Source organism: Methanolobus sp. (assembly GCF_016278365.1).
Lineage (GTDB): Archaea > Halobacteriota > Methanosarcinia > Methanosarcinales > Methanosarcinaceae > Methanolobus.
Window position 1 is genome coordinate 200,868 of sequence record NZ_JADQBZ010000007.1, and the last position, 14,011, is coordinate 214,878.

Sequence of the window (14,011 nt, forward strand, 5' to 3'; positions counted from 1 at the left end):
GAAAGCTTTAAAGTGACACATCTTACATCATCTCCATAATCTGTTTCTTGCCTTCTTCTGTCAGGGTGCCGGAGTTATCACACAACTTCTGATCCCTAAGGCTCTTGAAACTGTCAGACAGTGTCTGGCTGTCAGCTCCGGTGAAGAATGCAAGTTTTTGCAGGTCGTTTACACCTGTGTACAACATATACAGTAATTTTTTATCAATATCAGAAAGGGACTGTTTCTTTGCAGGAGTGCCACATATTGGCTGAAGATATGTCTTTAAAGTGTTAATCACAGCCTCGTTACCTGCTAACAGGGCAACTGCCGGAGAGGTTGCGCCCTGAATGACACTGGATGCCTGTACGTAATCTATTATGAGAACATGAGAAGTGCCAATGGACCTTTGAGCCTTCATTTTTATAGAGTCCGTAACCTCCCTGCCTATCATTGTGATGTTCTGCAAAGGTATCGTTGACCAGCCCCCACCTTCCGAGAACCAGAGATTAAGATTGGTCAGATAAAGGACACCTTTTTCCCAGTTATCTGAATACAGGGAGTTGCCCATCATCACAGCCTTGAAAATATATGTTAGATCTACTTTTGCTATACCCTGCTCTTGAGCCATGAGTCTACACCTAATATTTGACCTTAATAACTAATATATAAAGATAATTATAATTAAACTATCTATGTACTACGTCTATTAATACTCTTCTATTTTAATAATAATATAAAATGAACCCGGGAGAAACACACTCATCCAGAGTATGTGAATGGAACTTCCGGTCAGCCAGTCTTTTTCAGTGGAAGGAAATAGCGCTCTTTTTTGCAGGACGTACATACAAAAGCGGTTCCGGGCTTTTTACCGTCCAGGAGGAATTTATCAGCCATATTTTCACCGCATTCACACGAGGAGAGCATTTTTTGGTTCCCGATAAATCCTTCCTGTACATCTCCGGCTATGGATGAAAGAGAATCACTTTGCAGAGCTACCTCAACTGCACTACCTTTTTCATGCTCTGCAATGCCTTTAATTTCATTCCCGGGTTGATCAGCACCCTTACTCATGTTCCCGACCTTACAGGTTGCAGGAACAGGTAGTTGAGGTTCTTTATGGGTAGCAGGCGTTTCCTTGGGAAACAATTTCATTTTACAGGCGGCTGTCCAGTCCTGAACCACACCCATGCCATCAAGAGACAGGCTAAGTTTAGTACCCTCATCAAGTATTAAATAACCCGGATGATCTGCCAGCTCAATAGGGTAATTCTTCGCAGGCAAACTGAAATTCAATGAACTGAAGAACCTCTTAGCCTCCAGATTCACGGGTTTTGTGATCATATGGCCCGGGAGGATTCTGGAGATAAGGATGAAAAGGGCGCGACCAAGGCCCTTATGGGAGAGGAGAGGAGAGATCTCGATTGCGCGGAGCACAAATATTGGCCTTCTGTCACTGGAAGGCTTGCTCCAGCTCTCATTCATCGACCAGCCTACGATATGATTATCCCGCACCGCCACAATAAGATATACTGTCGGCCTCTTAAGCCAGCTTTTGAAGTTTGCCATGTAGTCCGACATGCCAAGGTGCTTTTTAAAATAAGTGAACTCTCCGATTTCCAGCTTATCAAGCTCAAAAGGATGTTCAAGGACACAAAAACGTACTCCTTCGGCATTTTTTGCAATTTCGATCATATGGAAACACTCACTTTGTATGACAGAGAGCAGGTTTGTTCAGGTCCCAGTAAGGATTCAATATCAATTTCAATTTTGATAGTTTTTCCTGGAACTCCTTTCTCGTGTTTATATGCCGGGATGCAAGCAGGTCTACCTGGTCAATACCATCTTTAATTGTCCTTCTGCCCATAAGTCCTTCAAGTACAACTGCTGACAACAAACCGATATCCTCATGATAACCTCCTTCCAGCAGGCAGACAACTTTCCACTGGCTGGCAAGAAGATTGATCATATCATAATATCCATCGACAGTAAGATCAAGTTCTGATAAGGACTCTTTATGGTAGGCATCAAAACCACATTCCACGATAATAATTTCAGGATCGAATTTTCTCATTACCTTTTCGATGATGTCTTCAAAAAGTATGCCATACTCCCTATTCCCGGACCGGGGAGGCATTTCCATATTGATTGAAAGACCAAGCGCCGGACGGACACCTATGTCTTTTATGAATCCTGTGTAAGGATAAACTTTCAAAGGGTCCTGATGGACGGAAATGCATAGCACCTCCGGGTCGGCAGAAAATATGCCGTATGTGCCATCGGAAGCATGAGCATCTATATTCAGTATTGCTACTTTTTTGATTCCGAAGGCATGCCTCAGGAAATGAACCAGTATGGCTGAATTGTTAAATATGCAGAATCCACCCGAGGTACATTTTCCTGAGTGATGTCCCGGAGGACGCACTAAGGCAAAAGAATGATCACATGAACCATTCGCCACTACTTCGCCTGCACGTAGCACAGCGCCTATTGACTGGAGAAGAACATCAAAGGAACCTTCACACAGGTAAGTGTCCTTTCCGAGATTCTTCCGGGATTGCTGGATACTTGCTGTTACACTGGCAACATATTCTTCCGTATGCACCCTCAGTATATCTTCTATAGTGGCAGGTTCAGACCTGAATAAATAACATCCTCCGTCATCCAGGTACCTTCTCTCAGACAGGTATCTAAGTATCCGGTCCAGCCGGGATGGGTTCTCAGGACTGGGATATCCATTGAGCAGAGGATCATGCAGATGATGATTCTCATTATGAGTAAGGCCGACGCGGACTATACTAACACCTCATGAAGCATCGGGATAACTTTTTTTACTTCGTTTACTTTGTTCATGGCATCTGCGAATATTTGCTTCTGCTGATTCTGCCTGAAACTTGAGACTTCAAGTGTATCATGCATCGGATTTGGCTTTCCTTCAAGAGCGTTTAACACACTGTGGCATAGCTGCCCGTTAAGATCGTGATATCCTCCTTCCATCAGGAGCACAAAATTACTACTATGAACAGACCTTACTTTGGAAGTCATTCCATGGAAACCTTCTGATGTCAGGTTCAATCCGACGTTCTTCTCTTTGTAATAAGCATCAAATCCACACGAACATATTATAAATCCCGGCGAGAAGCTTTCTATAAGCGGGAGCACGACCTCGTCAAAGGCGAACATATATTCCGCATCCCCTGAACCCGGCGGCATCTCAACATTGACAGAATATCCTTTACCTGCCTTTGATCCGGTTTCTTTGGTGAAACCCCTTCGAGGATAGAATCCGTGAGGATCACGGTGCAAGGATACTGTAAGCACAGTCGGGTCATCATAGAATATTTCCATGGTACCATCCCCTGCATGTGCATCCCAGTCAAGTATCATTATTTTCTCTATGCCCTTTACTTCCTGCAGGTATCTGGCAAGAACAGCTGCATTGTTGAAAAGACAGAAACCACCATACCTGTTCCTTCCTGCATGGTGTCCTGGAGGCCTTGTCATGACAAAAGAGAAAGAGTACTGACCACCGGCAACCATATCGCCAGCTTTTACTGCAGCTCCTGCTGCCAGCTTTGCTATATCATAGGTATGAGGAGTGATATAGGTGCTATCACCAAGGAAACCGCCACCGTTTAAGGCATAATTGCTTACAAAACGTATATAAGAGTCATCATGTACCCGCAAGAGATCCTTCTCTGACGCCATCGGGAAATCATCTACCAGACTATATCGACTGCTTTGGAATATGTTGCTTTTCTCGAGATACCACATTGCTTTTGTGATCCTGTCAGGAACTTCAAATGTCTTGATAGAAAGCACAGAAGGATTATGTGCAGTATGTTTTCCACTATACAGAAAAGCTATTTTGCCGGAAGAAACTGTTTTTATTGCAGCATCAGGCACATTGTCAGGAACATCACCTTTAGAATCTTTCTTTTTAGGAAAAGCTTTCTGTTTAACTTCCAGTGCAGCTTTGATATTTAAGAAGGAATCCTTTCTTGTTGCTTTGTTAATTGAAGGGGTTAGTTGACCGGGGGAATGAACTCCTTTATCTGCTGAAACAGGCAAAGGACTAACACTGGAATTAGCAATTATTACGGGAGTATCACTACTGTCCTTTATTTCCCCAGAAGGTACCGGCTCAACTGGCTTGTTGACAGATTTTTTCACAACAGGGTCAAGAACTGTTGCAACTACCTGCTTTGGAACAGCCTTCAATGCTTCAGATACGATCTTTGAATAGATCAGGTCATCTTCATCCTTTACAGATACACGATCATCCTCCTGAATAGCAATATCAACTGATTGGAATTCCACTTCCCTGAATGCATCTGAAAAAAGAGCATTTCCTGGAAGGGTAAGAGGCCCGTCGTCAGTTGCTGTTGCATCGTCAGGAATATTCTCAGAGATTTCCTGAGAAGGCTGCTTCACTTCTTCCAGAGTAACGGGGAGGTTATCAGGGTTATCATCAGAAGTATCACTGGCAATACCGTCTTTAATCTCTTCCAGAAGTTTTGTAACTTCATGAGAAACATCAGAAAGGTTGGTGTCTTGAAGCTGATCGTTAAAGTAGGAAGACATTACGTCATTTAGCGCTTTCATGACATCGATATGCTCATTATCCTGCCTGCCTGCCTTTTCTTTTTGAGTTGCAGAAATGTTATCACCTCAAAAGTATGTTTACTGGACCTGGATCCATACCGGATCTAGCACACCCGTGTACCTGTTGCCCATATATTCAAAGACCACAGTGGGCTCTTCAACAGCTACCCAGCCTGCAAGCTTTGGTTTCAGAACCCATGTTCTTTTTGCAGTTTCGCCTGGAGCTATACTGTCAAAGAAAAGATTTATACTTTCGATATCCACAGTGTTCCCAAACTTTGCTTTGATGGCAAAGTTCACATATGGCTGCTGCGCAAAATTCTTTACCCACACATCAACAGCCGTCTTATTTCCAACAGTGACCTGCTGGGCAGGTACGAGTCTGATATACTGGGCAAGGGTTTCTTTGGGCAGTAATGCAGCATTGGAAGTATCTACTGTCCGATTCTGGCCTTTCATCTTTTTCTTGTCCTTCTTATTCAGGTAAACACCTGAACCCAGCATCATGACCGATGCCACGAATATTATTCCGGAATTATCAGCGATATCATCTATGACCGTTCGTTGAACCTCTATATTGAGTGCTGCTGCTTCACCCATTTCAAGAGGCAGGAAAGAAACGCGGGTGATTATCCAGCCGACCTCAGAATTCTGAAGTTTGAAATAGATAGGAATAATAAAAGTGTTCTTCTCCTTCCCGGATATGTCCAGGCTGGCAACAACACATTCAGCTTCCACAAGCGCAAGGGAATCGGATATTTCCATAGAAGATATATTCGTCTCCTTGATACCCCCTGCCTGGATGTCCTTGTTCTTGAATATCATCGTGATGCTTGCAGGTGCAAGGAAATCTTTGCCACTATACATACTAAAAGCTAAACCCGAATCATCTGCATTGACAGCATTCAAGAAATCCACAACTGTCGATTCGACCGACTCTTCAGAGGATTGACTAATGCAACCGCTTTGGAAGATGACAGATGCAAGGACAAGGATTAAAATGATATTAGATGACCTGTGTTTCATGTGAGCACCAAATGGATCGATAAAAATTATAGAGGTATTTTTATTGGAGATTATTTATTTTTATTCTTTTTAATTATATATAACGCTATTGATGCGAGTATGATCTCAATCACTACAAGGAGAGGGAGAAAGAAACTGCCCTTATAGAATGGTTCTTTCTGAAAAGTTACATAGGCTGCATATTCGAACGCAGGCTTGTCCTCTATCACAAAAGACCGTATACCACTTACTCCTTCCAACACAACACGGCCACCGTGCACTGACTGGGATGTATTGTCAAGTCCATCATAAGAGACCACTTCCATGCCTTTGGGAAGAACGAACTCCATGTTATCAATAAGAGGGTGGCCGAGTACCCATACACCATGTACTCCTGCGGAGAGAACAGAGCTCATACTGTACTGTACTGTTGTTGTCACGCTCAAAGTGGAATTATCCACCGGACCCTGTGCATTTACGAACTGAATATCGATAGAATCTATTGTCAGTGGAAGGGCACCATCATCAATCATGATATATTCCAGGAATTGCGCCCCGCCATTTGACAAGTAACGTTCCCGGAAATCCTCGATTTCTAAGGTGTCAAGAGTGCCATTATCATCTGTATCGAGGTCTTCCCTGAAAGCCAGGGCATCCGCATCGGTGTATGTCTCATTCACCGTAAATGTAATAGAACTCTCAAGCATTTCTATATGATTTGTAAACGAAGCTCCTGCTGAAGCATTTGAAACTAAGCAGCAGCAAAATATAATCAGGAGTAAACAGGTAGTGTTTTTGCTCATATCATCCCTCTAAAAAGATAAGGACAGCCAGGCTCATGGATAGAGCTGGACTGCTTCCCTTGTACCATAAGACGAAGGGGTTAAAAAGGTAGCCATCGTCGTTGCGCCCGATTCAGGCGTCAGTACTATCGTAACTGTTGTGCGCGGTCCAACGTCAAGATTGGAATCCCTCTGACCACCGGCAGTAGATATATCGCCAATGGTCGTATACGAAAGATCACTACCTGAGACAGTGGACACATATATAGTTGCAAGGTCCCCGGTATTCAGGATAGGATTTCCCTGGGTGAACGACGTATCATCGTCCCGGATCTTCTGTGCTGTAAAGAAATACCTTGCATTATGACCGGGAGTGGTCTGAGTAGATGTCAGCAGCTTTCCCAAATTCACAGATGCAGTAGCTGAGTCTGAGAAATCTGCCATCGCATACCCATGAGTCTTGTCATTGTTCGCATAGAGCAGATCGTTAGTGTTAGAACCATCGGAGATCGTAACTATCAGTTGGTTAAGGTCCACCGGGGCACTCCCTACATTCAGGCCAACCCGCATCTTCAGGAGAGAGACATTGCCAGCCATATCCGTAGCATTGTTCTTTGCCCGGACACCCTCAATGTTCTTGACGACCAGGTTAGATGAAACTTCCTGGGTTGCCTGCTTACCAGTAGACTGGGCCTGCTGCTGGAGAATGCCGGATGTCTGTATAAGTACAGAAGCAGCGACCGCAGCGATAAGCACCATGGCAATGAAGATAATAAGCGTACCAATACCAACCTGAGCCTGCACATCAGCGAGCATCCCAGTCTTCATTTTAGTCTTCATGGAAACCACTTCCGAAAAATTGGGTGATGTGTAGATTAGCTACACATCATTAGCTGCATCACGGATACAGCTGTACATTTTCCTTAACGCCGTAAGAGGAAGGCGTTACAAACTCAGCAACAGTGGCTGCACCTGATTCAGGTGTCAGTACAATATTCACTAGAGTTCTTGGAACAAGGGTCAGTTCTGAGGATACAAGTGTTCCCGTAGTCGATCCTATAGCACCGAGGGTAGCTCCTGTGGATGATGTGGTTGAAATGTATACCACAATAAGATCACCAGTATTCATTACAGGATTTGCCTGTGAGAAAGAACCGTCCTCATCGCGTATCTTATCGACTGTATAAAATTTACTAGGATTGGTACCCTCAGTTAACAATGCCGCCAAGTTTTCTGCAGATGTACCAGTAGATGAAAAATTGGTCATTACACCATAGGATTTACCATTGCCTCCATAGACAAGATTATGTGCAATCGTGCCATCTGTGATGGAGATTACTACTTGATTCACGTCAACAGGAGAACTCCCCACGTTAAGAGCTACCTGAAGTTTGAGTAGGTCAATGGTCTCAGAGAGATTTGCCCCAGTTTTTGCACGTACACCTTCGATGTTCTTGACCATCAGGTTAGATGATACTTCCTGGGTTGACTGCTTACCGGTTGACTGGGCTTTCTGCTGTAGTATACCGGATGTCTGGATCAGCACGGCTGCCGCGACAGCCGCGACGAGTACCATGGCGATGAATATGATAAGAGTACCAATACCCACCTGGGCTCGCGTGTTGGTTTTCATTAAATGTGTTCTGTTTGCTTTCATGTACAATCCTCCTATTATCCAGATATTATTGGATATGTAAATTATATATAATTCAAATATATATAATCATTGGTTGGAAATATCAAACTTCAAACACTATCTTTTTGTACTATTAGATTATTAATATATAATAATAAATAAAAATGAGGGATGAGGTCAAGATGAGTACCGGGATACTGTTAAATGCAACCATATGTTTTGCAATAGCCTTATCTTCTTTTGCTTTTGCATGGGTGCTTGCACGCGATGGCAAGGAGCATAATGAAAAGAGTAAACCTGCACTCTGGTCTCTCATTGTCTTATGGATACTTGTCGGACTAACCTACCTGCCTACAACAGTGAGGATGATAGCTGCATACATGGGAAATCAGCAACTCGACCTCTTTATGTATTATATTGCTGCAGTTCCCTTCTCTTTCGTTGCAGTGCCCTTGGTCTTCTTCATCCTGTATGTGATCATAGGTGACCAGAAAATAAGTGGCGTCATATCAGCCCTTTTTGTTCTGTTTGGTGCTGCTTACCTCGCGTTGTTCTTTTCCAGCGGGGTCATTGGCCCGACTATCACACCCCTGACATCCCTGTTCACTATCAACAGTGATATCGCAATAAACATCTACCTGATAGGGCTCTTTGTAATACCCACTGCAATGATAATAGGATTATTGTTCCTTATCTTCCTCCAGCGTATGCCAAAGAGGCTGCGTTACAGGACAGCTTTACCGTTGGTAGCTATTTCCTTTGTCTTTGATTTCATGCTTACCGACATGATAACGCTCGATGATGCAATGCAGCTTGCCGCACGAATTTTTGTACTCATCGGCACGGTACAGGCATTCCTCGCCTACTTCCCTCCACTGACCTTACAGGAAAAGCTAGGGATCCAAAAATATGAGTATAACCTGTACGAGAAGGAAGAGGATACAGAATTCGACGAATATGATGAGGAAGAGGCTGATATCAATGTCTGATGATATAGATGTCAGGCTTGAACAGCAAGTCGCTGAATTTTACCAGTCACTGGGTATACATCAGGGACCAGGGGATATCCAATACAGGCTCATACTGAAAGTCCTCAGTAAGAATGAGGGAAAGATAACAGAGTTCTCAGAGATACGCGAATACACTGATATGTTCGCAGATAAGGGAAGTATCGGTAGCAAGATGAAAACCATTTTCCAGCTTGAAGGCCTGGCAGAGAAAGTGAAAAGAGGCGGGTATACCATCACTGACAAGGGAATTACCGCATCTAATTTCCTCAAGGATACGACAGCTTTCTACAAGAAGAACAAGAGAATGGGCGAGATAATAGAAAGAATGCCCTGATGCAAATATCATATTTACAAAAATAAGATTGTTGGCACCTTACGGATAAAGGTGCACGTTCTCTTTGGTGCCGTATGAAGAAGGAGTTACGAATTCTGCAATTGTAGCAGCACCGGCCTCAGGAGTCAACACAATATTCACTGTCACCCTTGGCCCGACAACCAGATCACTTCCCTTTAACTCCATAGTTGCCAAAGAGCCCAGTTTTGTGAAGGACATATCGGCAGGAGCAACTACAGAAACGAAAAAGGTGACCATGTCGCCCGTATTTATGATTGGTTTGTCCTGACTAAAAGAACCATCTTCATCGCGAATCTTTTCTGCAGTGAAGAAGTACTTTGCATTGTCACCGGGAGATGCCTGCGTATCCGTCAGCAGTTTTTTCAAATGCACAGATGCGTTATTCGAAACTGAGAAACCTTTCATCACATACCCATGAGTTTTATCATTGTTGGCATATACCAGATTATTGGTAGTAGTACCATCTGTTATGGAAATGACAACCTGATTCACATCTACAGGGGAACTGCCAACATTCAGGCCCGCAGTGAGCTTCAACAGGGATATATTGTCTGCCATGTCAGTAGCGCTGTTCTTTGCACGAACACCCTCAATACTCTTTATCATAATATTGGACGATACTTCCTGTATTGCCTGTTTACCTGTGGACTGGGCTTTCTGCTGCAGAATACCTGAAGTCTGTATGAGCACAGCAGCAGCGACTGCAGCAACCAGAACCATAGCAATGAAGATGATAAGAGTGCCGATGCCTACCTGAGCTTGTAGATTGTTTTTTATTAAGCAGGTTCGGTTTGCTTTCGTATTTTATTCCCCCTTCAGCAGATGCGATATGTTAATTGTTCATTATGAATTATATTAAAATATGCAATCATATTAATAAAGAGATCAGTTGGAAATATCAAATAACAAACAAGTATTATCCAGATCCTGAATGAAACAAAGTGATGAGCCTGAGAGTAATATGAATATCTTGTCTGCAATGATGGCATATTTTTTAGCCAGGGTGCTAATTAAAATGTCTTTCTTTCAGGTCGCAAATAGCAAAATGCTGAGACGAATTATGAATAAAAAAGAATAAGGTGAAAGATCACCTTACGGATAAAGTTGTACGTTCTCTCTGATTCCGTATGAAGACGGAGTTACAAATTCTGCGATAGTTGCAGCACCTGATTCAGGAGTTAATACAATATTCATTGTTGCTCTGGGACCGACGACAAGACCGCTATTCTTTAGCGTACCAGTGTCTAGAGTATTCACCTTTGTGAAAGCTACATCTCCTGCAGAAACAGTAGAGACATAGAAGGTCATCAGATCACCTGTATTCATGACAGGCTTTTCCTGAGTAAAAGATCCATCTTCATCGCGTATCTTTTCTGCAGTGAAGAAATACTTTGCATTATCACCGGGTGAAGTCCGAGTATTTGTTAGAAGCTCTTTCAGATTTGCAGATGCATTGTTCGTCGTTAAGAAACCATTCATTACATTGTCATAAGTTTTGCCATTATTTGCATATACCAGATTATTGGTCGTAGTACCATCCGTTATCGAAATAACAACCTGGTTTATGTCAACAGGAGAGCTTCCAACGTTCAGACCGACATTAAGCTTCAACAGGGAAATATTACCTGCCATGTCAGTGGCATTGGTCTTTGCACGGACACCTTCAATGTTCTTGATCATGAGGTTAGACGATACTTCCTGGGTTGACTGCTTACCAGTAGCTTGTGCCTTCTGCTGCAGGATGCCGGATGTCTGTATAAGCACAGCAGCAGCGACTGCAGCAACCAGGACCATAGCAATGAAGATGATAAGAGTACCAATACCCACCTGGGCACGTGTATCCATACTAAGGTGCATTTTATTGTTTGCTTTCATAATACCTTCTCCTTTAAAACATGTACAGGATGACTGTACATGCCTTATCTTACGGATATAGTTGTACGGTCTCCTTGACACCGTATGAAGAGGGCGTTACGAATTCAGCAATAGTTGCTGCACCAGATTCAGGAGTTAGCACGATGTTTACAGTAGTCCTTGGGACAAGCTCCAATTGTGATGTCACTAAGGTTGAATTTGTATCAAGAGCACCCATATGAGAGAGCCCTACTGCATCATCCGACGTAGTTGCAAGATATACTATAATGAGGTCACCAGTATTCATTACAGGATTTGATTGTGAAAAAGACTTATCTTCATCGCGAATTCTATCTACAGTATAAAACTTAGTCGGATTTCCACTCACTGTAAGCAAGGTTTTGAGATTAGTCTCAGCAACATCACCGAAACTACCCATTCTGTCATCATAAGTTTTATCGTTGCCTGCATATACAAGATTATGCGCAATAGTACCATCAGTTATTGAGATAACTACCTGATTCACGTCGACAGGAGAACTACCTACATTGAGACCTACCTGAAGTTTGAGCATGTCAATTGTCTCTGAGGTATTGCTACTATCTTTTGCACGCACGCCTTCGATGTTCTTGACCATCAGGTTGGATGATACTTCCTGGGTCGACTGTTTACCGGTTGACTGGGCTTTCTGCTGCAGTATGCCGGATGTCTGGATCAGCACGGCTGCCGCGACAGCCGCGACGAGTACCATGGCGATGAATATGATAAGAGTACCAATACCCACCTGGGCTCGCGTGTTGGTTTTCATTAAATGTGTTCTGTTTGCTTTCATGTACAATCCTCCTATTATCCAGATATTATTGGATATGTAAATTATATATAATTAATTAATATATATAACATTTGGTTGGAAATGTCAAACTACAAACGAGACGCAATTACACAACGCAAATATATAAATAGATTTAATTAAATCAGATAATGAGAATGAAATGAATACAGGACTGCTCTTAAACAGCACAATTTGCTTCGCTATTGGCCTATCATCGCTTGCATTTGCCTGGGTTCTTTTAGCAAAAAATGAACAGAACAGGGAAACCAGTAGGCCAGCCCTCTTTTCACTTGTAGTATTCTGGACACTGGTAGGCCTGACATACCTGCCTACATCCGTAAGGATGATGGCTGCGTACCTGGGAAACATGGAGATAGACGCCATACTATATTTTATATCTGCAGTTCCCTTTGCTTTTGTTTCAGTGCCCATGGTCTTTTTTATTATCTATATAATAACAGGCAGTAAAAAGACCAGTGAATATCTTGCACTAGTATTCATATTTCTTGGGGCGGCATACCTTGCATTCCTATACGATAGCGGAATCATAGGCCCCGAAGTAACTGAGTGGGCATCCCTGTTCAGTGTAAACAGCGAACTTGCGATCCACATATACCTGATGGGACTTTTCGTTATACCAACAGCGATGATACTTGGACTTTTAATGCTCATCCTGCTACAGAGAGTACCAAAGAGGATACGCTACAGGACAGTCCTGCCTCTTGTGGCTATATCTTTTGTATTTGACTTCATGCTGACAGATGTCATTGCAATTATCGACGTCATGCAGGTCTTCTCCAGGCTTTTCGTCCTGATAGGGACAGTTCTTGCGTATCTCGCCTACTTCCCGCCTATGACAATACAGGAAAGGCTCGGCATTCAGGAACATAACATTGAAACATACGTTTTTGATGGTATTGAAAAAGAACTTGACACGCTGACACTGGATAGCAGGGTCTAGCCAGAGTTTAAGACAGAGTATGAGCGCTAGTTGTTATCATCCTATAAGCGATGAATCTATCTATCTTATTGGCCAAGGTTATTTTTCGGTATGCTTCTACCAATATAGTTAAATAGCATAAATCCTATGTACTTTTTTGTACATTAAAGAACAAAAGTGGTTATTTATGCATTCTGTTATCCAGGATATAATCAAATCGACTGAAGAAAGAGTAAAACTTATCAACCATTCTCAATGTGATAGATACTCATCTTCGGAGAAAAGAGACATTGTGGCAGCAATTGAAAAGAAGAGACAAGAGGGAAAAGTAGCTGTAATAGCAGAAGTTAAACCGGCCTCACCTCGCAGGAAACTGAAGGACATACCTCCTGAGGATGCAGCCGTTATAGCCAAGTTGATGGAAGATGCAGGCGCTGTGGCAATATCCGTGTTGACAGAGCCACAATTTTTCAGGGGGTCCCTGGATAACCTGCTGGCAGTCAGAGAAACTGTTAGCATTCCGGTGCTGCGCAAGGATTTTATCATTAACGGGATACAGATTGAAGAAGTAGGATCTGATATTGTATTACTCATCGCAAGCGTCCTTGGGGAATCGGTCAGGGAAATGGTCAGGCTTGTCCGGAGTAAAGGAATGGAGCCACTGGTCGAGGTCCATAATAAGGAAGAACTCGATATCGCCCTGTCAACCGATGCCCGCCTGATAGGGGTCAATAACAGGGACCTTAGTACACTTGAAACTGACCTTGAAGTTACCTCACGCCTGGCACCGCTTATTCGTAAGTACGATACGGAGAACGGGACCAGGCACATGATCATTAGTGAGAGCGGGATAAGCAATGCAGCCGATGTACGTAAAGTGATTGAGGCCGGCGCCGATGGGATACTTGTAGGCACGTCCATAATAGAAAGTGACGATGTTTATGCAAAAACGAAAGAGCTTGTTGAAGCGCTAAGATGATATTTTATGAAATAAGCGATATGGCAGAGGTTTT

The 14,011-nt window shown here is 43.0% G+C and carries 15 protein-coding genes; 4 read left to right on the forward strand and 11 right to left on the reverse strand.

Going from position 1 to position 14,011, the window contains the following annotated elements; all coding sequences use genetic code 11:
- Nucleotides 1-22: 22 nt before the first annotated feature.
- From QZZ22_RS08410 to QZZ22_RS08445, 8 genes are all read right to left on the reverse strand, one after another.
- Nucleotides 23-610: a hypothetical protein gene (locus QZZ22_RS08410; protein ID WP_292464024.1), complete on the reverse strand. Its 588-nt coding sequence runs from the start codon at nt 608-610 to the stop codon at nt 23-25.
- Nucleotides 611-771: 161 nt separating this feature from the next.
- The gene (locus QZZ22_RS08415; RefSeq protein WP_292464026.1) at nt 772-1,674 is read right to left on the reverse strand and encodes a hypothetical protein; all 903 of its coding nucleotides are present in this window, start codon (nt 1,672-1,674) and stop codon (nt 772-774) included.
- 10 nt (nt 1,675-1,684) lie between these two features.
- A complete protein-coding gene (locus QZZ22_RS08420; protein WP_342765094.1) occupies nt 1,685-2,776 on the reverse strand; it encodes a histone deacetylase in 1,092 nt (363 codons plus the stop codon).
- On the reverse strand, nt 2,773-4,584 hold the full coding sequence (locus tag QZZ22_RS08425) for a histone deacetylase (RefSeq protein WP_292464028.1): 1,812 nt from the start codon (nt 4,582-4,584) through the stop codon (nt 2,773-2,775). The genes QZZ22_RS08420 and QZZ22_RS08425 overlap by 4 nt, the downstream gene beginning before the upstream one ends.
- A 78-nt stretch (nt 4,585-4,662) precedes the next feature.
- On the reverse strand, nt 4,663-5,610 hold the full coding sequence (locus QZZ22_RS08430) for a hypothetical protein (protein ID WP_292464030.1): 948 nt from the start codon (nt 5,608-5,610) through the stop codon (nt 4,663-4,665).
- 50 nt (nt 5,611-5,660) lie between these two features.
- Nucleotides 5,661-6,392: a hypothetical protein gene (locus QZZ22_RS08435; protein WP_292464032.1), complete on the reverse strand. Its 732-nt coding sequence runs from the start codon at nt 6,390-6,392 to the stop codon at nt 5,661-5,663.
- Nucleotides 6,393-6,425: 33 nt separating this feature from the next.
- The gene (locus QZZ22_RS08440; protein WP_292464034.1) at nt 6,426-7,211 is read right to left on the reverse strand and encodes an archaellin/type IV pilin N-terminal domain-containing protein; all 786 of its coding nucleotides are present in this window, start codon (nt 7,209-7,211) and stop codon (nt 6,426-6,428) included.
- A gap of 58 nt (nt 7,212-7,269) precedes the next feature.
- Nucleotides 7,270-8,028 carry an archaellin/type IV pilin N-terminal domain-containing protein gene (locus QZZ22_RS08445; RefSeq protein WP_292464036.1) on the reverse strand — a complete coding sequence of 253 codons (759 nt, stop codon included), beginning with the start codon at nt 8,026-8,028 and terminating at the stop codon, nt 7,270-7,272.
- Nucleotides 8,029-8,171: 143 nt separating this feature from the next.
- On the opposite strand from QZZ22_RS08445, the gene QZZ22_RS08450 reads away from it, so the two are divergent.
- Together QZZ22_RS08450 and QZZ22_RS08455 are read left to right on the forward strand one after the other, a co-directional pair.
- The gene (locus QZZ22_RS08450) at nt 8,172-8,996 is read left to right on the forward strand and encodes a hypothetical protein (RefSeq protein ID WP_292464038.1); all 825 of its coding nucleotides are present in this window, start codon (nt 8,172-8,174) and stop codon (nt 8,994-8,996) included.
- Nucleotides 8,989-9,351 (forward strand): hypothetical protein, encoded by a 363-nt coding sequence (locus QZZ22_RS08455; RefSeq protein WP_292464040.1) that lies wholly within the window; start codon nt 8,989-8,991, stop codon nt 9,349-9,351. The genes QZZ22_RS08450 and QZZ22_RS08455 overlap by 8 nt, the downstream gene beginning before the upstream one ends.
- 39 nt (nt 9,352-9,390) lie before the next feature.
- Here QZZ22_RS08455 and QZZ22_RS08460 read toward each other — a convergent pair whose 3' ends face one another.
- From QZZ22_RS08460 to QZZ22_RS08470, 3 genes are all read right to left on the reverse strand, one after another.
- Nucleotides 9,391-10,149, reverse strand: coding sequence for an archaellin/type IV pilin N-terminal domain-containing protein (locus QZZ22_RS08460; protein ID WP_292464103.1), 759 nt, complete (start codon nt 10,147-10,149; stop codon nt 9,391-9,393).
- Nucleotides 10,150-10,464: 315 nt separating this feature from the next.
- Nucleotides 10,465-11,247, reverse strand: coding sequence for an archaellin/type IV pilin N-terminal domain-containing protein (locus tag QZZ22_RS08465; RefSeq protein ID WP_292464042.1), 783 nt, complete (start codon nt 11,245-11,247; stop codon nt 10,465-10,467).
- 49 nt (nt 11,248-11,296) lie between these two features.
- Nucleotides 11,297-12,058, reverse strand: coding sequence for an archaellin/type IV pilin N-terminal domain-containing protein (locus QZZ22_RS08470; protein ID WP_292464044.1), 762 nt, complete (start codon nt 12,056-12,058; stop codon nt 11,297-11,299).
- Nucleotides 12,059-12,218: 160 nt separating this feature from the next.
- On the opposite strand from QZZ22_RS08470, the gene QZZ22_RS08475 reads away from it, so the two are divergent.
- Complete coding sequence (locus tag QZZ22_RS08475; protein ID WP_292464046.1) at nt 12,219-13,019, forward strand: hypothetical protein; 801 nt, start codon at nt 12,219-12,221, stop codon at nt 13,017-13,019.
- Nucleotides 13,020-13,185: 166 nt separating this feature from the next.
- A complete protein-coding gene (locus QZZ22_RS08480) occupies nt 13,186-13,977 on the forward strand; it encodes an indole-3-glycerol-phosphate synthase (RefSeq protein ID WP_292464048.1) in 792 nt (263 codons plus the stop codon).
- Nucleotides 13,978-14,011: the final 34 nt, after the last annotated feature.

Bases quoted from the DNA above. Each gene is read 5' to 3' on its own strand.
- QZZ22_RS08410 (WP_292464024.1), bottom strand. From the start codon at position 610: ATGGCTCAAGAGCAGGGTATAGCAAAAGTAGATCTAACATATATTTTC.
- QZZ22_RS08415 (WP_292464026.1), bottom strand. From the start codon at position 1,674: ATGATCGAAATTGCAAAAAATGCCGAAGGAGTACGTTTTTGTGTCCTT.
- QZZ22_RS08425 (WP_292464028.1), bottom strand. From the start codon at position 4,584: ATGAAAGCGCTAAATGACGTAATGTCTTCCTACTTTAACGATCAGCTT.
- QZZ22_RS08430 (WP_292464030.1), bottom strand. From the start codon at position 5,610: ATGAAACACAGGTCATCTAATATCATTTTAATCCTTGTCCTTGCATCT.
- QZZ22_RS08435 (WP_292464032.1), bottom strand. From the start codon at position 6,392: ATGAGCAAAAACACTACCTGTTTACTCCTGATTATATTTTGCTGCTGC.
- QZZ22_RS08440 (WP_292464034.1), bottom strand. From the start codon at position 7,211: ATGAAGACTAAAATGAAGACTGGGATGCTCGCTGATGTGCAGGCTCAG.
- QZZ22_RS08445 (WP_292464036.1), bottom strand. From the start codon at position 8,028: ATGAAAGCAAACAGAACACATTTAATGAAAACCAACACGCGAGCCCAG.
- QZZ22_RS08450 (WP_292464038.1), top strand. From the start codon at position 8,172: ATGAGGGATGAGGTCAAGATGAGTACCGGGATACTGTTAAATGCAACC.
- QZZ22_RS08455 (WP_292464040.1), top strand. From the start codon at position 8,989: ATGTCTGATGATATAGATGTCAGGCTTGAACAGCAAGTCGCTGAATTT.
- QZZ22_RS08465 (WP_292464042.1), bottom strand. From the start codon at position 11,247: ATGAAAGCAAACAATAAAATGCACCTTAGTATGGATACACGTGCCCAG.
- QZZ22_RS08470 (WP_292464044.1), bottom strand. From the start codon at position 12,058: ATGAAAGCAAACAGAACACATTTAATGAAAACCAACACGCGAGCCCAG.
- QZZ22_RS08475 (WP_292464046.1), top strand. From the start codon at position 12,219: ATGAATACAGGACTGCTCTTAAACAGCACAATTTGCTTCGCTATTGGC.
- QZZ22_RS08480 (WP_292464048.1), top strand. From the start codon at position 13,186: ATGCATTCTGTTATCCAGGATATAATCAAATCGACTGAAGAAAGAGTA.